The sequence below is a fragment of the Deinococcus marmoris genome (assembly GCF_001949125.1).
In the GTDB taxonomy this organism is placed as follows: Bacteria; Deinococcota; Deinococci; order Deinococcales; family Deinococcaceae; genus Deinococcus; species Deinococcus marmoris_A.
In genome coordinates this window covers 39,636-60,490 of record NZ_MSTI01000015.1, presented here as the reverse complement: position 1 = coordinate 60,490, position 20,855 = coordinate 39,636, and the positions used below count along the sequence as shown (strand labels likewise).

21 protein-coding genes and 1 other RNA gene are annotated in these 20,855 nt (G+C 66.1%); 12 read left to right on the top strand and 10 right to left on the bottom strand.

Going from position 1 to position 20,855, the window contains the following annotated elements:
- On the top strand, positions 1–293 hold a 293-nt coding region (locus tag BOO71_RS02065; RefSeq protein ID WP_139322685.1), incomplete at its 5' end, for a transposase family protein.
- Here the strand turns inward: BOO71_RS02065 and BOO71_RS02060 are convergent.
- The 3 genes from BOO71_RS02060 to BOO71_RS02050 form a co-directional block, all read right to left on the bottom strand.
- A complete protein-coding gene (locus tag BOO71_RS02060; RefSeq protein ID WP_254842987.1) occupies positions 280–504 on the bottom strand; it encodes a helix-turn-helix domain-containing protein in 225 nt (74 codons plus the stop codon). The two genes, BOO71_RS02065 and BOO71_RS02060, sit on opposite strands and share 14 nt — an antisense overlap.
- Positions 491–925 (bottom strand): IS200/IS605 family transposase, encoded by a 435-nt coding sequence (tnpA, locus tag BOO71_RS02055; RefSeq protein ID WP_075830325.1) that lies wholly within the window; start codon positions 923–925, stop codon positions 491–493. Before tnpA ends, BOO71_RS02060 begins: the two co-directional genes overlap by 14 nt.
- 174 nt (positions 926–1,099) lie before the next feature.
- Positions 1,100–3,004, bottom strand: coding sequence for an N-acetylmuramoyl-L-alanine amidase family protein (locus BOO71_RS02050; RefSeq protein ID WP_075830324.1), 1,905 nt, complete (start codon positions 3,002–3,004; stop codon positions 1,100–1,102).
- Between the two features lie 63 nt (positions 3,005–3,067).
- Here BOO71_RS02050 and BOO71_RS02045 point away from each other — a divergent pair, with 63 nt between their 5' ends.
- Both BOO71_RS02045 and BOO71_RS02040 read left to right on the top strand, forming a co-directional pair.
- A complete protein-coding gene (locus tag BOO71_RS02045; protein WP_075830323.1) occupies positions 3,068–4,180 on the top strand; it encodes a GTP pyrophosphokinase in 1,113 nt (370 codons plus the stop codon).
- 312 nt (positions 4,181–4,492) lie between these two features.
- Positions 4,493–5,428 carry a magnesium transporter CorA family protein gene (locus tag BOO71_RS02040; protein WP_075830322.1) on the top strand — a complete coding sequence of 312 codons (936 nt, stop codon included), beginning with the start codon at positions 4,493–4,495 and terminating at the stop codon, positions 5,426–5,428.
- 77 nt (positions 5,429–5,505) lie between these two features.
- On the opposite strand, the gene BOO71_RS02035 is transcribed toward BOO71_RS02040, so the two are convergent.
- From BOO71_RS02035 to BOO71_RS02025, 3 genes are all read right to left on the bottom strand, one after another.
- A complete protein-coding gene (locus tag BOO71_RS02035; protein ID WP_075830321.1) occupies positions 5,506–6,309 on the bottom strand; it encodes a class I SAM-dependent methyltransferase in 804 nt (267 codons plus the stop codon).
- Positions 6,310–6,521: 212 nt separating this feature from the next.
- Positions 6,522–8,021: a proline--tRNA ligase gene (gene proS / locus BOO71_RS02030; protein ID WP_075830320.1), complete on the bottom strand. Its 1,500-nt coding sequence runs from the start codon at positions 8,019–8,021 to the stop codon at positions 6,522–6,524.
- Between the two features lie 150 nt (positions 8,022–8,171).
- Positions 8,172–8,630, bottom strand: coding sequence for a superoxide dismutase (locus BOO71_RS02025; protein WP_075830319.1), 459 nt, complete (start codon positions 8,628–8,630; stop codon positions 8,172–8,174).
- 213 nt (positions 8,631–8,843) lie between these two features.
- Between BOO71_RS02025 and BOO71_RS02020 the strand changes: the two genes are divergently transcribed.
- Positions 8,844–10,310 carry an aldehyde dehydrogenase family protein gene (locus BOO71_RS02020; RefSeq protein WP_075830318.1) on the top strand — a complete coding sequence of 489 codons (1,467 nt, stop codon included), beginning with the start codon at positions 8,844–8,846 and terminating at the stop codon, positions 10,308–10,310.
- Between the two features lie 7 nt (positions 10,311–10,317).
- Complete coding sequence (gene mobA, locus BOO71_RS02015; protein WP_075830317.1) at positions 10,318–10,887, top strand: molybdenum cofactor guanylyltransferase; 570 nt, start codon at positions 10,318–10,320, stop codon at positions 10,885–10,887.
- A gap of 97 nt (positions 10,888–10,984) precedes the next feature.
- On the opposite strand, the gene BOO71_RS02010 is transcribed toward mobA, so the two are convergent.
- Positions 10,985–11,662 carry an MgtC/SapB family protein gene (locus BOO71_RS02010; protein ID WP_075830316.1) on the bottom strand — a complete coding sequence of 226 codons (678 nt, stop codon included), beginning with the start codon at positions 11,660–11,662 and terminating at the stop codon, positions 10,985–10,987.
- Positions 11,663–11,879: 217 nt separating this feature from the next.
- Here BOO71_RS02010 and ffs point away from each other — a divergent pair.
- Positions 11,880–11,978: signal recognition particle sRNA small type (gene ffs / locus BOO71_RS02005), an RNA gene on the top strand.
- Positions 11,979–12,127: 149 nt separating this feature from the next.
- Here the strand turns inward: ffs and BOO71_RS02000 are convergent.
- Complete coding sequence (locus BOO71_RS02000; RefSeq protein ID WP_075830315.1) at positions 12,128–12,514, bottom strand: hypothetical protein; 387 nt, start codon at positions 12,512–12,514, stop codon at positions 12,128–12,130.
- A gap of 79 nt (positions 12,515–12,593) precedes the next feature.
- Between BOO71_RS02000 and BOO71_RS01995 the strand changes: the two genes are divergently transcribed.
- A complete protein-coding gene (locus BOO71_RS01995) occupies positions 12,594–13,346 on the top strand; it encodes a carbonic anhydrase (RefSeq protein ID WP_075830314.1) in 753 nt (250 codons plus the stop codon).
- A 16-nt stretch (positions 13,347–13,362) separates the two neighbouring features.
- Here the strand turns inward: BOO71_RS01995 and lysA are convergent, their stop codons facing one another.
- Both lysA and tilS read right to left on the bottom strand, forming a co-directional pair.
- Complete coding sequence (lysA, locus tag BOO71_RS01990; protein WP_075830313.1) at positions 13,363–14,517, bottom strand: diaminopimelate decarboxylase; 1,155 nt, start codon at positions 14,515–14,517, stop codon at positions 13,363–13,365.
- A 40-nt stretch (positions 14,518–14,557) separates the two neighbouring features.
- Positions 14,558–16,159 carry a tRNA lysidine(34) synthetase TilS gene (tilS, locus tag BOO71_RS01985; RefSeq protein ID WP_075830312.1) on the bottom strand — a complete coding sequence of 534 codons (1,602 nt, stop codon included), beginning with the start codon at positions 16,157–16,159 and terminating at the stop codon, positions 14,558–14,560.
- Between the two features lie 456 nt (positions 16,160–16,615).
- Here tilS and BOO71_RS01980 point away from each other — a divergent pair, with 456 nt between their 5' ends.
- From BOO71_RS01980 to BOO71_RS01960, 5 genes are all read left to right on the top strand, one after another.
- Positions 16,616–17,134: an NUDIX domain-containing protein gene (locus tag BOO71_RS01980; RefSeq protein WP_075830311.1), complete on the top strand. Its 519-nt coding sequence runs from the start codon at positions 16,616–16,618 to the stop codon at positions 17,132–17,134.
- Entirely contained in the window at positions 17,131–18,030 is a 900-nt protein-coding gene (gene ribF / locus BOO71_RS01975) for a riboflavin biosynthesis protein RibF (RefSeq protein WP_075830310.1), read from the top strand. Before BOO71_RS01980 ends, ribF begins: the two co-directional genes overlap by 4 nt.
- Before the next feature lie 42 nt (positions 18,031–18,072).
- Positions 18,073–18,921, top strand: a complete 849-nt coding sequence (locus BOO71_RS01970) for a 1,4-dihydroxy-6-naphthoate synthase (protein ID WP_075830309.1) — start codon at positions 18,073–18,075, stop codon at positions 18,919–18,921.
- A gap of 139 nt (positions 18,922–19,060) precedes the next feature.
- On the top strand, positions 19,061–19,999 hold the full coding sequence (locus BOO71_RS01965; protein WP_075830308.1) for an ABC transporter ATP-binding protein: 939 nt from the start codon (positions 19,061–19,063) through the stop codon (positions 19,997–19,999).
- 49 nt (positions 20,000–20,048) lie between these two features.
- Positions 20,049–20,822, top strand: a complete 774-nt coding sequence (locus tag BOO71_RS01960) for an ABC transporter permease (protein ID WP_075830307.1) — start codon at positions 20,049–20,051, stop codon at positions 20,820–20,822.
- Positions 20,823–20,855 lie beyond the last annotated feature (33 nt).

Here is a 20,855-nt window from a genome sequence, read left to right as displayed (position 1 = left end):
CCGCCATTCACCCTGAAACTGAATTGGTTGCCGATGCTGGCTATCAGGGCGTTCAACACCAACACCCGCTGTGCCATACACCGCACAAAGCGAGCAAGAAACGCAAGCTCACTCCGGCACAGAAAGCAGAAAATCTTCGACTGGCACGCTTCAGAATCGCTGTTGAGCATGTTATTCGTCGGCTCAAGATTTTTCGAGTGTTGAAGGAAACGTATCGCCATCGGCGAAAGCGGTTCAGCCTCCGAGTCAACCTCATCGCCGCCATCTGCAACGCCACCGCTAAATGTGCCTGACTTTCGCAAGAGGTCTATTGCGTTTGAGCAGGGTCAGCGCCTTGTCTGTCGCAGCATAGGTCAGTCCCTTGCCGTCCTGGCGGTAGGTCTCAAGACGGCGTGCAAGAAAGTGGTTGTAGACGAATCGAGCGCAGCCCAGCGTGCGGTTGATCAACTCGGTCTGCGCCGCGTTCGGGTATAGCCGGACAACGAACGCCTTATTTCTGATCATGCTGAGGAGCGGCGTACCCAGGGGCGTCCGTTTGCGACGATTGGCTCTCGATGTAGTGCTGAACTTGAGCGCGGGTGTTCTCTGAGACGGTCAGGATGCAGTAGGACGGGTTCCACAGGTTGCCACCCCACAGCTTCTGCTTTAACTGTGGGAAGGTGGAGAACATCCGGCGAGCAGACGCCCCCTTTAGCGCCTTCACGAAGTCGGGAATGGCGTGCTGTGGAGTGGCGGAGAGCAGAAGATGAACATGGTCAGGCATGACCTCCATCGTGATGATCTCCAGCCCGTTCTGAGCGGCGATGTCCCGCAGGATGTCCTTCAGCCCGTCCGCCACCTCTCCCACCAACACCTGATGACGATACTTCGTCACCCAGATGAGGTGATACTCCAGTTTGTAAACATAGCCCCGGCCTTTTTTCATCGCTGTCAGAAAAGTAACATATGTTGAGCAACAATGGCAAGAGCTTTCGCTCTACGTCGCCCCTTTCGGGGCGAGGGGGGCTAACTCATGACTGAAGTCACGAGCTTGCGCCCCCCATGACCGTCAAGCGGTCTAGTCGCCAGAAAACACAACCCGCAGCGGCTCCATGTTCCCTCACCTTCCCACCTGCCCGGCATAAAAATCCGCGATTCCCCCGGCGATGGCCTGGGCAAAGCGCTCGCGGCCTTCCGGGCTGCTCAGTGCCCGCAGGTTGCCCGCGTCGGTCAGGTAAGCGGTTTCCACCAGCAGGCTGATCTGGGCCGTGGGCCGGGTCAGGGCCAGGTCCGCACCGGGTTTCAGGCCCGCGCCGGGGCCGATGTCCGGCAAGCGGGCGCGCAACTGCCCCAGGATGCCCCCAGCCAGCGCCGCCGCCTGCGGGTGGGTGAAATAGACCTCCGGGCCACGAATGCCGCGCGGATCGCGCCCGTCGGGCAGGGCGTTGGCGTGGATGGACACCAGCAGATCGGACTGGGAAGCCTCAGCACTCAGGCCGCGCTCGTAGAGGCCCAGGGTCACGTCGGCGGTGCGGGTCAGGTTGACGGTGGCCCCCAGCCCGCGCAGCAGTTCGGCGGCGCGCAGGGCGATGGGCAGCACCAGCCCCTTTTCCGGCACGCGCAGGCTACCTGCACCGCCGTTCTGGCTGCCGCCGTGGCCCGGATCAAGGGTGATGGTCCGCCCCTCCAGTGGCCGCAGCGGATTCAGAGTCGGGGGCCGCCTGACGCTCAGAACGAGATCGGGGCCGTCGTAATTGGCGGTAAAGCCCCAGGCTTGCGCGGCATTCAGATTCAGCGCCACGCGCGTCACGCCCAGCGCCACGGGCCGGACCTCCACCCCGGCCAGCAGCAAGTCTGCGCCCTCCGGCCCGGACAGGGGTTGCGCGAGTGTTCCGTAAAGGGTAACCGCCAGCCGCCGCCCACCGTCCTCCTGCTCCAGCTTGAAGGGCAGCCGTGCGCCGCCCAGCGGAATCCGCACGCGCAGGTCAGCGGTGGGGGCGATGGAGACAGGCTCACCGCTGCGTTTGGGAACGGCAGGGACGCTCTCGACGGGCGCAATTTCATCCGGCTGCGGCGTCGGAACTTCTTCGGAAGGCTCGGGAGTGGCAGGCATTTCCGGCGCGGCCACCCCATCCAGCGTGATGACTCCACCAGCAGCCAGCGCCACAGCTCCGGGCGTGATCTCCAGTTGCTCCGCCGTGATCAGGGCGCTCTGACCGGGGGCCAGCCGGGCGCGCACGTCCTCGCCCTGACGGCCCACCAGCGCGAAGGTCATGCCGCCGCGTGGATACAGAATCGCGCCGCCGTCCAGATCGGTGACCGTGAAGCTGGACTGGTTGAGGCCCAGCCCCAGTACACTGCCAGGTTTCTGCGTGCCCAGGCGTATTCCACCGCCCGTGCTGACGCGGCCCGGAGCCACCGCCGTCACCGTCTTGCCGTCCTTTCCCGTCAGCGTGAAGGTGAAGATGGCCTGCCTGAATTCCGCCTGGGTGGGCACGACAAAGGTGGCGCGATACGTTCCGGCTGGCCCCTCGCGCATGGCGACGGGGGCGGCCTTGCCCAGCCGGTAGGCGGCGCGGCCCCCCGGCGAACCCTGGAAGGCCAGGGACACGCTGCGCTCTGCGGGCGAGTCTCCGGCGAAGTCCCAGAACTCACGCACTTCTCTGGGTAGGGCGCTCCCGGCGTCGATGGCCGTGGGCCGCGCCGGAGTCGCCTTGAAGACGGTGCGAATGACCTTCAGGGTGGTCACGCCGGACTGGCCCCCCTGACGCGCCACCAGCCGCAGATCGTTGGTGCCGGGCTTCAGCGGCCACCACTCCATGAACAGACCGTCCGCCCCGACTTTCACACCCCTGCCGTCCACCGTCAGGCTTGCGCCGGGCGTCACGCTGCCCTCCAAAATGACGTGATCGTAGGCGACGCGGTGGCCCGCATCCGGGTAGGCGACAAACACATTCGGGGCGGCCCAGGCGGCAGAGGTCAGGGCCAGCAGGGCGAGGGCAGACAGAGTGCGGCGGAAACGCATAAGCGAATGTTTAGCACGCCCGGCACATGGGCAGCCCGCAGGCAGCGTATTCTGCGCCTATCCATGAATGACCCCCTGGTCACGGCCTATCAGGCCCGCGAGGCCCAGTACGCCGCCCTGCGGGACGCGGCGCTGGCGCACACCACGCAGCTTATCGGCGAGGCGGGCCTCAAGATCCACAACATCACGGGCCGCCTGAAGCGCCCGGAAAGTCTGGCCGACAAGCTGCGGCGCAAGCCGGGACGCTACCGCACGCTGGAAGACGTGACCGATCTGGTGGCCGTGCGCGTCATCACCTATTTCGAGTCGGACGTGGCCGCCGTGTCCAGGCTGCTGGAAGCCCACCACGAGATCAACTGGGAGCATTCGGTAGACAAGAGCATGATGCACGACCCGGACCGCTTCGGGTACATGGGCGTGCATTACGTGGTGAGGGTGCCGCATCTGGTCAAGCAGTTCGTGCCCCACGTCACCGAGCCGCCGCAGCACTATGAAGTGCAGATTCGCTCGATCCTCCAGCACGCCTGGGCCGAGATCGAGCATGACCTGGGCTACAAGAGCCGCGAGGCCGTGCCGCGCGAGGTGCAGCGCCGCTTTTACCGGCTGGCCGGGCTGCTGGAAATGGCCGACGAGGAATTCATGGCCCTAGACCGCCTGTCTCGCGACTACGCCGAGACGTTGCCTGAACGGGTGCGTGATGAGCCGGACAGCGTATTTATCGACGCCCAGAGCATCAAACATCTGCTGGGCGTCTCGCCAGTGCGTGATCTGGACGAGGCGGTGGCCGCCGCCCTGGGCGTGCCCCTGCTGACGCGCTGGCCGGACCCGGAACGGCCCCAGCGGCTGGCCACGCTGCTGCATTACGTGGGCGTGCATTCGGTGGGTGGGCTGCTGGGCGAATTGCGGCGGGGCCGGGCCGACATTCTGGATTTTGCCACCCGCCTGCTGCCGCGCCTGCCCGAAGCCTGGCTGCCTGCGGGCGGCGTGCGCCCCGGCACCGCGCTGGTCAACCACGCCCTGCTGCGCGCCTGCGCCAATCCTAGCCTCAACCCACAGGAGATCATCACGGCGCTGGACATGTCCGGGGTGCTGAGTGCCCAGCAACTGGTGGACAGTGTGCTGGACGCGTATGCCGGGGTGATCGGCGCGGCAGGCCCTGACCCGCGCCACACCTGACGCAAGGGTCTTTGCTTTTTCCGGTCTGCTTGTCTATGGCCTGCTTGTCTCTAACCTGTCTGGGGGCTAGCATGGCGTTTGCGCCGGGCCTCGGCCTGCGAGCAACTGCGACGAACACCCGAGACGAACATTCAAACAGAGTCCCCACAACCGCGTCCCCCGCACAAGGAGGTGAAGACGTGAACCCTGAACCGCTGGAAGCCGAACCCCCCAGTTGTCGCCCCGCAAGATCAAGCCTCACGCCATCCCTTGCCTGGAGGACGCCATGCACCAGACCACAATCCAGACCAGACTGAACGCGGGGGGCGGCCCGTGCTGACGTACTACCGCAGCATCGGCGGCAAGCTGACCCTCGCCGAGGGCTATATCGACGGCTGCTGGATCAACGCCGCCGACCCCAGCCCGGAAGAACTGGCCCGCATCAGCCGCGAGACGGGCCTGGAGCTGGACTACCTGTCGTACCCCCTCGACCCGGACGAACGCTCCCGCTTCGAGCGCGAGGACGGCAACCTGCTGATCATCATGCAGACCAGTTACCGCCTGCCCGACACCAGCGACATCCCGTATGACACCGTGCCGCTGGGGATTTTGCACACGGATCACTGTCTGGTCACCGTCTGCATGCTGGAAGACAACCCGGTGATCAAGGACGTGATCAGCGGTCTGGTGCGGCGCGTCAGCACGGTCAAGAAGAACCGCCTGACGCTGCAACTGTTCCTGCGAAACGCCCAGCGTTTTCTGATCGACGTGCGCCAGATCAACAAGCGCGTGGACGTGATCGAGGACAAGCTGGAAAACAGCCAGCAGAACCGCGAGTTGCTGAACCTGCTGAAGCTGGAAAAGAGTCTGGTGTACTTCATGACTGGCCTGAAAGCCAACGAGGCCATGATGGAGCGCGTCAAACGGGACCGGATCTTCGAGATGTACGAGGAAGACAGCGAATTGCTGGACGACGTGCTGATCGAGAATTTGCAGGCCATCGAGATGGCGTCGATTGCCAGCAACATCCTGACCAGCATGGCCGGGGCCTTTGCCAGCGTGATCAGCAACAACGTCAATCAGGTGGTCAAGGTGCTGACCATCACCACGATTCTGGTGGCGATTCCCACGCTGGTCACCAGTATTTTCGGCATGAACGTTCCGGTGCCTTTCCACGACAATCCCAACGGGATGTGGATCGTACTGGGGCTGGCGGGGGGACTGGCGGCGGGGGTGGGCTATCTGTTTTACCGCTGGCGGGTGTTTTAGAAGGTTGTGGGAGGTGGGGCGTGGGGCGTGGGGCGTGGAAAAAGCCTGAGCGGTGATCGTATTTTTTGGCCCCGGTCTTAGCGCTGGGCCGAGATAAAGACCACGCGCTTGGACACGCGCCATTCGCCGCCCTGCGTGCGGGCCGTCAATACCTGCGTTAGAGCCGCCCGGATGCGCTCCAACCCGTCAGGCGTGAGCCTGTGCATGGGCGACATGGATTCCAGGTAGGCCAACACTGGCCCGGGGCCGTCAAAGGCCAGCGCCCCATCCACGAAATCAAGCTGGACATTGCCGAACGCCGCCCGCACCAATGCTTCCCCGTGGACCTCCGAGAAGACTTCCGAGCCGCCCCGATGAGAGAGCAGTTCGGTCAGGATGGTTTCGCCGGGCAACGCCTCCGCCACCGCCTCCCACAATTCGGCCATGTAGCCCGAGGCATTGGTCACGGCCAGAAAGTGTCCGGTAGGTTTCAGCACGCGCCTGAATTCAGCCAGTGCCGCCGCCACATCAGGAACGTGGTACAGCATGTGGCGGGCAGTCACGACATCAAAACTTGCATCGGCGAAGGGCAGCGCCGCCGCGTCCCCCTGCAAGAATTCCACCTCTGGATACTGTTCCGAGGCCCGCTCCACCATGCCTGCCGAGAAATCCACGCCGACGATGCGCCCCCGGTGGCCTTCCTGCCGCAGCCGTCCCGGAAAGTCGCCCGGACCCATGCCGACATCCAGCAGCGCCTCGTCGCCGCTCAGGGCCAGCAGGCGGTCCACCGTGCCCTCCAGCCCCGGCCCCACGCTGTAGCGCTCATGCGTCCCGATGCGGGTTCGCAGGTGGCGCTCGGTGGCGTACTGCGCGGCGACTTCGGCGGGCGAGTAGGAAGGCATGGGGGGAGGATAGCGGAGCGGAAAGGAAACCCCTCTCCTGCGGAGCTGTGCCAGCCAGTCTGCTTCGCAGCCAGCTCCCCTCAAAAGGGAGCCGAGAGATGCGACGAGCATGGCAATTCCGAGACTCTTGCCTCCCTTCTAAGGGGAGGTGGCGCGCAGCGCCGGAGGGGTTAAGCCGCGAACAGCCACCCACTCAACCCGTCAGACAACCCTCAGTACTGCCGTCCAAACAGAATCCGCTTGCCATACGCCGCAGGCTTCCCGGTGTGGAAGCACACACCACCCTCCTCGCGCTCGGCAAAGAATTCGGCGTCGTCCAGCGGGACGTTGCGGACGGTGGCCTTGGTCTCGTCCTTGATGGCCTTCTCGGATTCGGGATCGCCGCAGTGGAAGGCGCGCACCCATTTGCCGTCCTCGATGGCGGCCTTAAAGTCGTCGTAGTTGTCCACGGTGACGGTGTTGTCCAGCATGAAATCGGTGGCGCGTTTCAGCAGCCACGCCTGAATGCCCTCCAGCCGCTCGGCCATGCCACCCACCGCCAGATCGCGTTCCAGCGTCTCCTTCTCGTCGGAGTTGCGGTTCTTGACCACCACCACGCCCGCCTCCAGATCGCGCGGCCCCAACTCGATGCGGACGGGGATGCCCTTCAATTCCCAGTCGTTGTATTTGAAGCCGTTGGTCACGCCGTCGCGTTTGTCCACCTTGACGCGAATGCCGTTCTGCGTGAGTTGGGCGGCCAGACGCTCGCCCTCGGCCACCATCTCGTCGAAGTTGTCCTTGCGGCCCACGGGCACGATCACCACCTGAATCGGGGCGATGTTCGGGGGCATCATCAGGCCTGCATCGTCGCCGTGGGTCATGATCAGCGCGCCGATGATGCGGCTGGAAATGGCCCAACTGGTGGTGTGGGCGTAGTCTTCCTTCTGCTCACGGGTCTGGAACTTCACGTCGAACGCCTTGCTGAACGCCTGCCCCAGATAATGGGACGTGCCGCTCTGAAGGGCCTTGCCGTCGCGCATCATGCCCTCGATGCTGTAGGTGGCCGCCGCCCCGGCAAAGCGCTCGGAGGCCGACTTCTCGCCGCGCACCACCGGCAGGGCCAGCACGTCACGGCAGAACTCGTGGTACAGATCGAGGATCATCCGTACTTCCGCCCGCGCTTCGGCCTCATCCGCGTGGGCGGTGTGGCCCTCGTGCCAGTAGAACTCGGAGGTTCGCAGGAACGCCTTGGTCCGCAACTCGGCGCGGAACACGCTGCCCCACTGGTAATGCAGGAATGGCAGATCGCGGTAGCTGTTGAGCCAGCCAGACCACATGTGCCCGATGATGGTCTCGGAGGTGGGGCGCATCACGTAGGGTTCGGCCAGTTCCTCGGTGCCGATTTTGCTGACCGTGAACAGTTCGGGCGCAAAACCCTCCACATGGTCCGCCTCGCGCATGATGAAGCTCATGGGGATCAGGGTGGGGAAGATCAGCGATTCGTGGCCCGACGCCTTGAAGCGGTCATCCAGCCAGCGCACGATGTTTTCCCACAGCGCCGAGCCGTAGGGCCTGACCACCATCGCCCCGGCCACCGGGCTGTTGTCGGCGAGATCGGCCTTCTTGACCACCTCGTTGTACCAGTCGTTGAAATCCACGCTCTGGGGGGTGACGCCGTACTGCTGCGCCTTCTTGTCCTGCCCCTTGTTGCCCTTGCCGCCGTCTTGAGTCATCGCGGGCCATGATAGCGGGCCAGGAGACGGCCCGAAGGTTCTGGCCCTGTGCGGACGTCCGACACCCTGGTTAAAAGCTGCATTCCCTGAACAGAGAAAACCCCCGCCCGGCACGGGGCCAGACAGGGGTTCGCTCAGAAACGGTGGGGCTTACTTCATCATGGCGACATCAATCGCCGTGCAGCTCACGCCCGCGTCCGCAGGGGTGCCGTCTGCGCCCGAGGCGGTGTGGATGTTGAAGTACTTGGCGTCCATGATCACGGACTTCTCGACGCTGCCGCTGAGGGTGACCATGCCGGTGGCGTCGGTCTGGCCCACGATCTTGCTGGCCAGGATAGCGTCGCCGCCGCTTTCGCAGGGGTTGGCGCTCTTGGTGCCCATCAGGTGGTAGTGGGCCACGTAATAGGTGCTGGGGGCCAGGCCCGTGACCTTGGCGGTGGTCATGACCATCGTGCCGCTCATCTTGGACTCCACCGTGCCGCTGGAGGCCAGGGCCATTCCGGCGGGCTGCTTGGCCAGGGTGTAGGGCTTCATCATCATGTTGCCGGCCATCATCGAACAGGAGCTGAGGGCAAGGGCCATTACGGGCAGAATAAGAATGTTTTTCATGGGTGTACCTCCGTAGACATTGAATTGTCTTTCGTCTCGCAGTGTGCTTCGCCGTACTGACCACGAGTGTCGTTTCGCCTGCTTTGTAACGGAGAGCTTAAGACGGCGTCCCTGGGTAAAGAGAGGCGTCGCGATCACACATACGCGGCATCGACGCCACGACTTATACTCAGTTCAATTGCTCTTCCTTCTCACCTTCTGCGAGGTTCTGACATGACTGCCACCCTGCTCCCTCCCGCCGTATCGCAACCTTCCGAGACCGAGCTAAAGACCCTGTTTCAGACCCAGCAGGAGTGGCGCTGGCGGGCCGCGCAGACAGGCGTGGCCGAGCGGCAGGCCGTGTTACGGCGGCTGCACGACGCCATCAAGGCCGGGCGCGTGGCACTGGCCGACGCGATGGCCCTGGACCTGGGCAAGAGCCGTGCCGAGTCCGAACTCACCGAGATTCATCCGGTGCTTGAGGAATTGCAGTTCATCATCCGCCGCCTGCCGCGCTGGATGACCCCGCGCAAAATTGCCACGCCGCTGATGCTGGCCGGGGCGCAGAGCGAGGTGCGGTTCCAGGCACGCGGCGTCACGCTGATCCTGAGTCCCTGGAATTACCCGGTGAATCTGGCCCTGTCACCGCTGATCGCCAGTCTGGCGGCGGGGAATACGGTGATCCTCAAGCCCAGCGAGAAGGCCCCGCACACCTCGCGCGCCCTGAAAGAACTGCTGGAAGGCGTCTTCGAGCCACGGCTGGTGGCGGTGGTGGAGGGAGACGGCGCGGTGGCCCATACGCTGACCACGCTGCCCTTTGATCACATCTTCTTTACCGGCAGCGGCGCGATTGGCCGCAAGGTGATGGCCGCCGCCGCCGAGAACCTGAGCAGCGTGACGCTGGAACTGGGCGGCAAGTCCCCGGCCCTGCTGCACCCCAGCGCGGACCTGAAGACGGCTGCCGAGCGCGTCGCCTGGGGCAAATTACTGAACGCCGGGCAGACCTGCGTGGCCCCCGATTACGTGCTGCTGCCTACCAATATGCGAGACGCCTTCGTGCTGGAACTGGACGCGGTGATCGCCCGCCGCTACGGGGACCACGCGTGGCAGCGGGCCGGGCCGGACTACGGGCGCATGGTGGACACGGCGAGCGTGGAGCGCCTGCAAAAGCTGACCGATGGCAGCGTGGCGCAGGGCGCGCGGGTGGCCCTGGGCGGCGAGTTCGATCCAGAGGCGCGCTTCATCTCGCCCACCGTGGTCACAGGTGTCATGCCGGAGATGCCCCTGATGGGCGAGGAACTGTTCGGCCCGGTGCTGCCGGTGCTGACCTACGACACCTTCGAGGACGCACTGGCGCTGATCCGCCGTCTGGACCCCCCGCTGGCGCTGTACCTGTTCGCGGAGGACGAGGCCGCCGTCGAGCAGGTCAAACATGAGACCACCAGCGGCGGCATGGTGGTGGGCGGCACCGTGATCCACCTGATCAACCCGCACCTGCCCTTCGGCGGCGTGGGGAGCAGCGGCATGGGCAATTACCACGGCGAACACGGGTTCCGCACCTTCAGCCACGAACGGGCCATCCTGCGCGAGCCGAAGCCCTCGCCCGTGCGGCTGATGTACCCGCCCTATGGCCGCCCGCTGCCGCGCCTGACCGCCTGGGCCTTGCGCCTGCTGGAGCGTCAGGCCGGGCCGCGCGAGTAAGGGGCAGGTGACCCCGGACTTCACGGCGGCCATCACTGCCGGGGGCCGTTCCAGCCGCTTCGGATCGGACAAGGCGCTGGCGCTGCTGCGTGGGCAACCGCTGCTGCGCCATGTGGCCGACAGCTTGCAGGGCTGCCCTGAACGCCTGCTGATCTCCCCTGCCGGAAAGTATGTGCTGGACGGCTGGGAGATCATCTCCGACACCCGCCCCGGCGAGGGACCGCTGGCCGGACTGGAAGCGGCTCTGAGTCGCAGCTCAACCGAGTGGCTGGCCTTCACGGGCGTCGATCTGCCGGGCCTGACGCCCGACTTCTGGGCCACGCTGGCGCAGGCGCGCACGCCGGACGCTCTGGCCGTCTTGCCGCTGGACAGTGAGGGACGCCCTCAACCACTGGCCGGGCTGTACCGCCGCGAAGTGCTGGGGCGCGTGACTGGGCTGCTGGAAGCTGGTGAGCGGCGGCTGAAACTGGCCGCCCCGCCCGAAAAGACGGTTCTGGTGTCCGGCCTCTCGCCCGCCTTGCGGAACGTGAACACGCCGGACGATCTGGCGGCACTCAGTTCAGAACTCAAGCCATAAAAAATCCGCCTCTTCGGCGGTGTTGATAAAAAAGATAGCGCAGTATGCGGGCGGCGTCAAGTTATGCACCCGGATGCGGATGCTTTCCCCCACCGCCTCACCGCATCGACAGATCCAGCAGGCCGGGAACGTTGCGGCAATTGCGGCTCAGGGCCATCAGGGCCGGGGTGCTGAGGTGACTGACCTCCAGCTCGTATTCGTCGTAGCCCTTTTTGTTGTTGAGTTGCAGGCGGCGGTAACGACAGCGAGCGCCCGCCTTCACGGCCCGGCGCTCGATCTCGGCAGCGCCCTCTGCGCCGGTCTCGAAGCGCAGGGTCAGGCTGTGGCGGCGGGTCAGGCTCTTCTGGGTCTGCTCCAGCCGCTTGACCCCGCGCAGGATCAGCAGGGCCAGCACGGTGGAAACCACGGCCCCCACGTACAGCCCCGCGCCCACCGCCAGACCGATGGCCGCCACCACCCAGAGGCTCGCGGCGGTGGTCAGGTTGCGGATGGTCTCGGTCTCGCGCCGCAGCAGGATCACGCCCGCGCCCAGAAAGCCGATGCCGCTGACCACCTGCGCCGCCACGCGTGACGGGTCCAGAACCACATGCGGCAACTGGATCACCCGCATGAAGCCCTCGCTGGACACGATCAGCAGCAGCGCCGATCCCAGTGCCACCAGCGCGTGCGTGCGCGGCCCCGCCGCCGGTTCCACCCGCAGGCGGTCCAGCCCCAGAAGCGTGCCCAGCACGACGGCCAGACACAGCCGCACAATCAGTTCCGTCGTCGAGGTCATGTCGCTCCTTTTGCCCCACCTGAATCTTTTGAATTGAGAATGACTGCCTGAAGTTTATGACATGAAGCGCACGTCTGCCCACGGAACGTTCTGCTCGCCGCATGCCGACCCACAGCAGTCAGAGGTTCACTGCAAAGTGGTCCGCCGGACAGATGACCGCCCGACTTCTGCGCCGCGTCTTGCCTTTCGCTGCGGCTGTGCTATCTTCTACGGCGCATTGCTGGCGCAGCGCAGCGCGGACGCTTGAACCTGGTCAGGGCCGGAAGGCAGCAGCCATAAGGGATGATTCGCGGGTGCCGTTGCTCACCGGCAATGCTTTTTCTGGTCTATCTGGTGGCCCTTTCTGCGCCGCCCATCAAAATGTCCAACCGTCTGAAGGTCTGAATGTCAAGGGAAAATTCTCCTGCGCGTTCAGACCTTCGGGCGTTCAGACCTCCAAACTTTGATCTGTTCAACCTTCCCTTGTTAGCGCGTCTTGGGCTGCAAGGTCAGCACCTGAATCTCCCGCACCACGCCCAGTTCGCGCAGGCGGTCCCCGTCCAGATCGCCTGCCCCGGCCAGGGCGTCGGCCTTTTTGCGGTCCACCGTGGCGACTTCCAGGGCGGCGGCGTCGCCAAAGACCTCGCGGAAACGGTCCAGCGGGTATTCGACGCGGCGCGAGACCTTCAACACGGCGCGGTAAAGATCGGTCTCGGCGCGCTCGCCTCCGGCCAGGGCGGCCTTGAGCTGCGTGCCCAGCGCCTCGCGCTCGGTTTCCAGGCCCTGGATGGTGTCGCGCAGCATGGCGTAGCGCTCCAGCAGTTCGTCTGTGGTCAGCTCCTCGGCCCCGAATTCGTCTGAGGTGTCGGTCATGCCCTGAGCATAGGGCAGAGGTGCGCCGCTGTGGACAGGGCGTGGGTACGGGGCGGAAGAGCGGCTAGACTCGGCACAGATGACCACTTCTCCTGCCGCCCCAGCGCCCGCGCAGAACGCTGGGCAGTCCACCGCCCAACTGGAACGCCGCATTCTGGACGCGATCCGGCGCGGGGCCAGCATGGAAGACATCGCCGCGCTGCGCCACCACACCGATATCCAGACGCCTGCCGGGGCCATCGAGGCGCTGAAGGACGGCAACGCCCGTTTCTTCAGCGGCAAGAGCGGGCGGCCCGAGCTGGACGTCAACGAACGCCGCGCGCAGATCATGGGTCAGACGCCCTACGCCGCCGTGCTGGCCTGTAGCGACAGCCGCGTGCCGGTGGAACTGGTCTTTGATGTGGGCCTGGGAGACCTGTTCGTGGTGCGCGTGGCAGGAAACGTGGTGGGCGAGGCGGGGCTGGGCACGCTGGAATACGCGATCCGGCATCTGGACGTGCATCTGATCATGGTGATGGGCCACGAGTCGTGCGGGGCAGTGGCCGCCGCCATGCTGTCCCCCGAGCAGATTGCCCAGGAGCCGGACAACCTCCAGAGCATCATCCACCGCATCACGCCCAGTCTGGTGGACATGCCGCGCATCCGCGACAAGAAGGCCCGCATGCGCGAGGCCGTTCTGAACAACGTGCGCCATCAGGTGCAGATGCTGCGCGAGCAACCCGTGATCCGGGAAGCGGAGGCCAGCGGCCAGATTCAGGTGATCGGCGGCTATTACGAAATCGGCAGCGGCGCGGTGGACTTTCTGGTAGACGAGGCAGACCTGCGGCCCTGAGCAGACGGCAGTCCGCCTAGATTTCAGCCGCCCACACGTCCTGAGGCGTCTCGCGGCGGCGGATCAGGGTCCAGTCCTGGCCGTCCCCTGTTCCCGGCTCATAGAGGGCCTCAGCGGGGCGGGAACGGGTCAGATAATTGCTGCTCATGGCCGCGCCGTAGGCCCCCGCCTCCCCGATGGCGACGAGTGCACCGCGCGTGGGCTGAGGCATGGAAATGTCGCGGGCCAGCAGATCGCCGCTCTCGCAGGCAGGTCCGGCGATGTCCCATATCCCCACCTCGTCGCCGTCCCACAGGGGCGTAACCGGGTGCTCCGCGCCGTACAGCATGGGCCGCAGCAACTCGGTCATGCCCGCGTCCACCAGACAGAAGTTGCGCCCGGTGCGCTTGGTGCCCACCACGCGGGTCAGCAGCGTTCCAGCACGCGCTACTAGATAGCGGCCAGGCTCCACCCACAATTCCGCGCCAAAGGCCGAGGCAGCGGCCCGCGCCTCACGGGCAATGCCGTGCAGATCGGCGTCCAGGCCCCAGCCGCCGCCCGCGTCCAGCACGGCCAGCGGTCCGGTCTGTTCGCGCAACTCGGTCAGCCGCCCGAAGGCCGCCGTGAAGTCGTGGGCGTCCCGGATGGCGCTGCCGATGTGAACGTGCAGGCCCAGGGCGGTGTGTCCGGCGGCACGCAACGCCTCCAGCACGCGCGGGGCCTGTTGCAGCGTCACGCCGAACTTGCTGCCCGCCGCGCCTGTGGCCAGATGGTCATGGGTACTGACCTCCAACGCTGGATTCACACGTACCAACGCGCGTGAGGCGGGGGGCAGCAGGGCCACCTCTTCCTCACGGTCCACAATGAATGTCGCGCCCAGCCGCGCGCCAGTCGCATATTCGGCAGCGGATTTGGCGGGGCCGTTGACCAGAATCTGCGGGCCAGATGCGCCGACTTCCTCCGCGCGGGCGATCTCGCCGGGGCTGACGCACTCGAAGCCCACCCCGGCGGCATTCAGGCGGCGCAGCAACGTGAGATTGGGATTGGCCTTCATGGCGTAGTAAACCCGCGCCGGGCCAAAGGCAGAGCGCACCCGCGCCAGGGCGGCGTCCAACTCGGCGGCGTCGTAGACGTACAGCGGCGTGCCGAAGCGTTCGGCAGCGTCATGGAGGGCAGCGGTGGGAAGGGTCACGCGAGGAGGGTAGCAAGTCGGGCCGGACACTGGGACGGAATCAGGACTTGCTGGCCCCCCGGATGCCCTGGAACGTGGCCCGCAGCAGCCGCGCCGCCTCCGCCGCCCGCACGCCGCCTGTGATGGTGGGCGCGTGGCCCCAGTGGTGACCCAGCATGTCGGTCACGCCTCCCAGCGCCCCCGCTTTGGGGTTGGACGCGCCGTAGACGATGTGGCCCACACGCGCTTCCAACGCCGCCCCCAGGCACATCGGGCAGGGTTCCAGGGTCACGACAAGGGTGCAACCGCCCAGATACGGCGTTCCCAGCGTGACGGCAGCCTTCCGCAGCGCGGCGAGTTCGGCGTGGCGGGTCATGTCGCCGTCCGCGCGGGAGGTGTTGCGGCCTCGGCCTACCACCACGCCGCCAGAATCGAGAACCACTGCGCCCACCGGAACCTCGTTCCCGGCTGCCGATTGCCGGGCCAGTGTCAGCGCCTCGCCCATCGCGGCCTGGATGGGGTCTGGAGCCACGCCAGCCGCCTCCCGCGCGCCCACGGCCCAGACTGGCGGCGAGACGCCCACCCACTGCACACCCTCGCCGGACACCAGCAGCGGCACGCTCTCCCTCTCTCCACGCGGAATCTTGAGATCGGTCAGCACGTCGCTGAGCTTGCGTGTGCCGCCGGGCAGGCGGATGCGGTCCCCGTCCTGCCGGGTGCGACGCTGCCAGCCGGGGGAAAAGGGGAAATCCGGTTCGGGCCAGTGCTGAGGAGCCAGGGAAAGCCGCCCGCCCGTGGCCGTGACCGCCCGCGCTCCTGGCAAGGTGAGATGGACCGTTTCGCCCGTTGCCAGCGCCTCCGCCAACGATCCCAGATGATCAGCGTGAAAGTGCAGCCCCGCCCCCATCAACTCCCGGCGCACGAAGCGGCGCAACACGGCGGCGGGTTGCTTTTGCAGTGGAGCATGCGAGGTCAGCCGGGCGGCCAGTTCCGTCAGTGTGGCGTCGTCCTGCGCGGCGTAGTTCGCCACCCGTGCCAGACTCGCCTCTGTCCCTGGAAAGCGGGCGCTCAGCACCGGCATGACCTCGCGGCGAATCCAGGCGCGGGTGAAGGCGGGATCGGCATTGGAGGCGTCCTCGCGCCAGTCCTGTCCCAGCGCGTGCAGAAAGGCTTCCAGATCGGCGCGCGGCACCGCCAGCCACGGGCGACGCACCCGCCCCCGTTCGGCGGGAATGCCGTTCAGGACCGCCTCGCCGCGCAGCAGTTGCATCAGCACGGTCTCGGCCACATCACGGCGGGTGTGGGCGGTCAGAATGGCTGTTGCGCGGTGTCGCTTTGCCACACGGCCCAGAAATTCGTAGCGCACACGGCGGGCGGCGTCCTCCAGATTCCAACCGCGCGCCGCCGCCACCGCCGCCACATCCACCCGCGCGGCTTCGTAAGGAACGCCCAGCGTCCCAGCCAGTTCCGCCACCCACCGCGCGTCCTCTGCCGATTCGGGGCGCAGGGCGTGGTCCAGATGGGCGACGACAGGCCGCACACCGGCCAGCACCAGCGCCCGCAGCAGCGCCACCGAATCCACCCCGCCCGACACGCCCACGGCCACAACCTGCCCGGCGTAGGGGGCAAGGGGCTGGGTAAGGTGAGGGGGCAGGGCAGACATGGAAGGCATTGTATTTGGGGGCGGTCAGGGTGGAGGGTTCTGGACAGACAGCCTAACTGTAGGTGGATGAGCAAGAGCAGGCTCCGCCTGCCACCCCCCTCCCAGCCTCTCGCAGTGCGAGCTGTACCAGTCCCCCGCAAGGGGGGAGGAGCTAAAAGCCAGGCCATCTTGTTTCATGCAAGCCCTGAAATCGACACCGAGACAGCAACCGAAGGCCGTCGGGCGCGAAGCGGACGGGCCGCAGTCAGCGTGACGGAGCCGGGCATCAGACCCGAAGACCACCGCCCTTTCCCGCCGATAACACCCGATAACCCCTGCCCAGTGCAACGTTAGCTCCCCCGTCCCCCCTGGGGATGGGGGCTGGGGGGTGGGGCAAATAGCTAAAGCCTCAGCCTTCCAGGACGCTTGGCCTCCCCGCCCACAGGCCACCCAGCCCCAAATCCCTACAATGCCCGCATGACTGGCGACGCCCGGACCATCTACGACGGACACATCCTGAAACTGGAACTGCTGGACAACAAGTGGGAGGTGATCCGCCATGCCGACGCGGTGGCCGTGCTGGCCCTGAACGATGCGGGCGAGATGCTGCTGGTGCGCCAGCTCCGCCGCGCCGTGGACGCCCACACCCTGGAAGCCCCGGCGGGCCTGATCGACGGCGAGGAATCGCCCGAGGCCGCCGCCCGCCGCGAGTTGCAGGAGGAGGCCGGACTGGACGGCGAGATGCGCCTGCTGACCCGCTTTTATTCCAGCCCCGGCTTCTGCGACGAGCAACTGTACGTGTTTCAGGCGACGAACCTGCGCGAGAGCCGCCTGCCCCAGGACGACGACGAGGACATCGAGGTGGTCTGGATGGCCCCCCAGAAAGTGCTGGACGGCCTGCGCGAGGGCCGCATCATCGGCAGCGCGACAACCCTTGCAGCGGCGCTGTACGCCCTTCAGAGCCTGCATGGGCAGAGTCCGGTGGCGGACGAGTGAAGACCTACGTTTCGCCCGCCCAGCGCCCCGACACCGAAACGGTGGTGGCCGTCGGCTCCTTCGACGGCGTGCATCTGGGACATCAGGCATTGATCGCGCAACTGAAGGCCAAGGCGCGCGAACACCGCGTCCCCAGCGTGGTCTATACCTTCGATCCGCCCACGCGGGTGCTGACCCAGGGCGTGGAATTCCTGTCCACCCTGCCAGAGAAACTGGACCTGCTGGCCCGCTACGGCGTGGATGAAACGATTGCCATGTCATTTACCCCCGAATTCGCCGCCCGCCCCAAGGAGGCGTTTCTGGACGATCTGCGGACGCTGCGCCCGCGCACCGTGGTGGTGGGCGAGGACTTTCATTTCGGGCGCGGACGCGCTGGGGGCGTGGAAGACCTGCGCGGCGTGGCGGGCGAGGTGGTGGCCCTGCCGATGCACCAACTGGGCGGCGAGGACATCAAGAGTACCCGCATCCGCGAACTGCTCTCAGACGGCGACGTGGACGGCGCAGGCCGCCTGCTGGGCCGCCATTACGACGCGCAGGGCGTGGTGATCCACGGCGATCAACTGGGCCGCACGATTGGCTGGCCCACCGCCAATATCGGCGTGCCGGACGGCAAGGCGCTGCCGCTGGGCGTATTTGCGGTGGTGGCCCTGGGAGACCGGGGCGAGCGCTGGCACGGCATGGCGAACGTGGGTTTCCGGCCCACCGTGAACGGTAAAACACGCCGCTTCGAGGTCCATCTGTTCGACTTCGAGGGCAACCTCTACGGCAAGGAGCTTCAGGTCAAGTTCTTCTCGCACCTGCGCGGCGAGCAGAAATTCGGCGGCCTGGACGAACTGAAGGCGCAACTGGCCCGCGACGCGGATGAGGCGCGGGCAGTCCTGAAGGACGTGCGCTGAATTGCTGACCGGGGCGCGGGTTCAGGCGTACCCTGATTCTCAATGAACCTCCCCCCCCAGACCCCCGCTCCCCTGCAACTGGGCTATTCCTTCTGCCCCAACGACACCTTCATCTTCCACGCGCTGCACGCCGGGCTGGTGCCCGCGCCCCTGCCCGTGCAGGAGGTGCTGGAGGACGTGCAGACCCTGAACGACTGGGCCGTGGATGGCCGCCTGCCCATGACCAAGATCAGTTACCGCGCGTATTTTGGCGTGATGGACGGGTACGTGGCCCTGCGCGCGGGCGGGGCGCTGGGGCGCGGCGTGGGACCGCTGATCGTGACGCGCGGCGACATCGGGGATCTGAACGGGCTGACGGTGGCCTCGCCTGGAGCGCTCACCACCGCCGAACTGCTGCTCCGGCTGGTCTACCCCGAAGTCAACGTCGTGCGGATGCGTTACGACGCGGTGATGCCCGCCGTGGAACGCGGTGAAGTGGACGCGGGCCTGATCATCCACGAGTCGCGCTTCACCTACCCGCAGCACGGCCTGAGCAAGCATCTGGATCTGGGCGCGTGGTGGGAGGGCGAGACCGGCCTGCCGCTGCCACTGGGCGCAATCCTGGTCCGCCGTGATCTGGCCCCGGAGATGCAATGGGCGCTCAACGTTTCGGTGCGGGCCAGCCTGGATTACGCTTATGCCAACCCAGAAGCCTCGCGCGCCTATATCCGGCAGCACGCGCTGGAAATGGCCGACGAGGTCATGCAGGCGCACATCGACCTGTACGTGAATCCGTTCAGCCTGGACGTGGGCGAGGAAGGCACGCGCGCCGTGCAGGAATTGCACCGCCGGGCCGTGGAAGTGGGCGCGGTGGAGGCGTCAGATTTACCGCTGTTCGTGGAGCGTCCCTGAAGATCAGGCGGGCCGATTCCAGCCTGGACGGAAGCCGACCTCAAATCGGAGGGGGCGGCGCAGCTCTCCCCACCGCCCTTCAACATGGGCGAACGCAATTGTAAGAACTTGTTGATTCATCCCGCGTTAAGGTATCGGAGTGACGAAGCAAGGCGCGCCCGCCATTCCCGCCATTGAGGTGCGTGGGCTAAACAAGAGATATGGCAACCACAGCGTTCTGGAAGAGATCTTCCTGAACGTCCGCCCCGGTGAGGTTTACGCCCTGACCGGCCCCAACGGCACCGGCAAGACCACCTTGATCCGCTGTATGACCGGCCTGGCCTTTCCCACCGACGGCGAGATCCGTCTGATGGGCCGCGACGTGCATACCGACGGTGCCCGCGCCCGCGCATTCCTGGGCGCGGTGGTGGAGGCTCCGGCCAAGTTCTACACGCAGTTCACCGGCAACCAGAACCTGCAAATCCACGCCAATCTGTCTGCAATGGCCCCCGGCGGCAGACGGGTGCCCCGCGAACGGCTGCGCGAGGTGCTGGCGCTGCTGGAACTCACGCGCATGGCGGACCGCAAGGTGCAGGAGTACTCGCTGGGCCAGCGGCAACGGCTGGGCGTGGCGAGCGCCATCCTGGCCGATCCCAAGGTGCTGATCCTGGACGAGCCGACCAGCGGTCTGGACCCGCTGGGCATCGGGCTGATCCACCGGATCGTGACCAGCATGGCCACCGACGGCTGCGCGGTGGTCCTCAGCACGCACCACCTGCGGGAAATCGCCACCTACGCGCACACCGTGGGCATCCTGACCGGGGGCCGTCTGGTGGACACCGTGGACCTGCGTGCCCGGCAGGCGGCCTACCGCTTCCGGGTGGACGATCCGGTGGGCGCGGCGGCGGTGCTGGAGCGGCTGCCGTTTGTCCGCAAGGTCAGTACCCGCACTCCGTTCGCCATCGCGCACCTGGGCGGCGAGGCCCGCGTGCCCGACGCCCTGGCCCGCCTGAGCGAGGAGGGCATCCGGGTCTTCGAGGCCAGCCCCGATCACTTCGACCTGTACGAGTATTACCGCGAGCGCGTGGAGAAAGCCTGATGAACACCCCCTCTTTTTCCACCCTTCTCCGAGTGTCCCGGCGGCAGCCATGCTGACCCTGCTGCTGCTGGAATTTCGCAAACTGCTGGGATCGCGCAGCGCCAAACTGGCCCTGATCGTGACCTTTCTGCTGCCGCTGATCTGGGCCTTCGCCCCGCGCCTGAGCGCGCTGATCCAGGTCAACATGATCAGCGGCTGGCAGTTGCCCGCCGTCAGCATCGGCGTGACCATCCAGTACCTGCTGCCACTGTTCATCGCGGTCACGGTGGCCGAGACCATCGGTTCGGAAACGGCGCAGGGCACCCTCGCGCCGCTGCTACTGCGCCCAGTGGACCGCACCAAGGTCATTGCCAGCAAGCTGATCGCCGCGCTGGTCTTTCCGTTTCTGCTGATCATCACCACCGTGGCCGGATCGTTGCTGGCGGGCATTCCGCTGGGCTTCGGCAACTTCACGGGCGGCACCGGGCTGGGGCCAGGGCTGTTCGTGGGCGTGGGCCAGCTCTCGGGCGGCGAGGCGTTCGGGCAGGTGCTGCGCGGCGCGTTCCTGGCCGCCATCGTGCTGATGCCGGTGGCCGCCCTGTCGCTGCTGTTCGGCGTGCTGTTCCTGAACACGGCGGCCTCGGCGCTGGCCACCTTTGCCACATTGATCGTCATGCGCCTGCTGGTGGTGCTGCCCGAAGCCCTCCAGCGCATCCTGCTGACCTCGCACTTCGGGGTTTACGTGCAGCAGGGCGACATCGGGCAGCCGCTGATCCTGCTGCTGATCTACACCCTGGGCTTCGGTTTAATGGCGATCTACGCCTTTGACCGCCGCGACGTCTAGCGCCGAATCAAATTCACCGAATCAAATTTCTAT

Excerpts from the sequence above, each read along its gene's own strand:
- BOO71_RS01995 (WP_075830314.1), top strand. The coding sequence starts at position 12,594 with ATGACCACTTCTCCTGCCGCCCCAGCGCCCGCGCAGAACGCTGGGCAG.
- BOO71_RS02000 (WP_075830315.1), bottom strand. The coding sequence starts at position 12,514 with ATGACCGACACCTCAGACGAATTCGGGGCCGAGGAGCTGACCACAGAC.
- BOO71_RS02045 (WP_075830323.1), top strand. The coding sequence starts at position 3,068 with ATGAATGACCCCCTGGTCACGGCCTATCAGGCCCGCGAGGCCCAGTAC.
- BOO71_RS02060 (WP_254842987.1), bottom strand. The coding sequence starts at position 504 with ATGATCAGAAATAAGGCGTTCGTTGTCCGGCTATACCCGAACGCGGCG.
- BOO71_RS02010 (WP_075830316.1), bottom strand. The coding sequence starts at position 11,662 with ATGACCTCGACGACGGAACTGATTGTGCGGCTGTGTCTGGCCGTCGTG.
- BOO71_RS01980 (WP_075830311.1), top strand. The coding sequence starts at position 16,616 with ATGACTGGCGACGCCCGGACCATCTACGACGGACACATCCTGAAACTG.
- BOO71_RS02025 (WP_075830319.1), bottom strand. The coding sequence starts at position 8,630 with ATGAAAAACATTCTTATTCTGCCCGTAATGGCCCTTGCCCTCAGCTCC.
- tnpA (WP_075830325.1), bottom strand. The coding sequence starts at position 925 with ATGAAAAAAGGCCGGGGCTATGTTTACAAACTGGAGTATCACCTCATC.
- BOO71_RS02035 (WP_075830321.1), bottom strand. The coding sequence starts at position 6,309 with ATGCCTTCCTACTCGCCCGCCGAAGTCGCCGCGCAGTACGCCACCGAG.
- BOO71_RS02050 (WP_075830324.1), bottom strand. The coding sequence starts at position 3,004 with ATGCGTTTCCGCCGCACTCTGTCTGCCCTCGCCCTGCTGGCCCTGACC.
- proS (WP_075830320.1), bottom strand. The coding sequence starts at position 8,021 with ATGACTCAAGACGGCGGCAAGGGCAACAAGGGGCAGGACAAGAAGGCG.
- tilS (WP_075830312.1), bottom strand. The coding sequence starts at position 16,159 with ATGTCTGCCCTGCCCCCTCACCTTACCCAGCCCCTTGCCCCCTACGCC.
- BOO71_RS02020 (WP_075830318.1), top strand. The coding sequence starts at position 8,844 with ATGACTGCCACCCTGCTCCCTCCCGCCGTATCGCAACCTTCCGAGACC.
- BOO71_RS01960 (WP_075830307.1), top strand. The coding sequence starts at position 20,049 with ATGCTGACCCTGCTGCTGCTGGAATTTCGCAAACTGCTGGGATCGCGC.
- BOO71_RS01970 (WP_075830309.1), top strand. The coding sequence starts at position 18,073 with ATGAACCTCCCCCCCCAGACCCCCGCTCCCCTGCAACTGGGCTATTCC.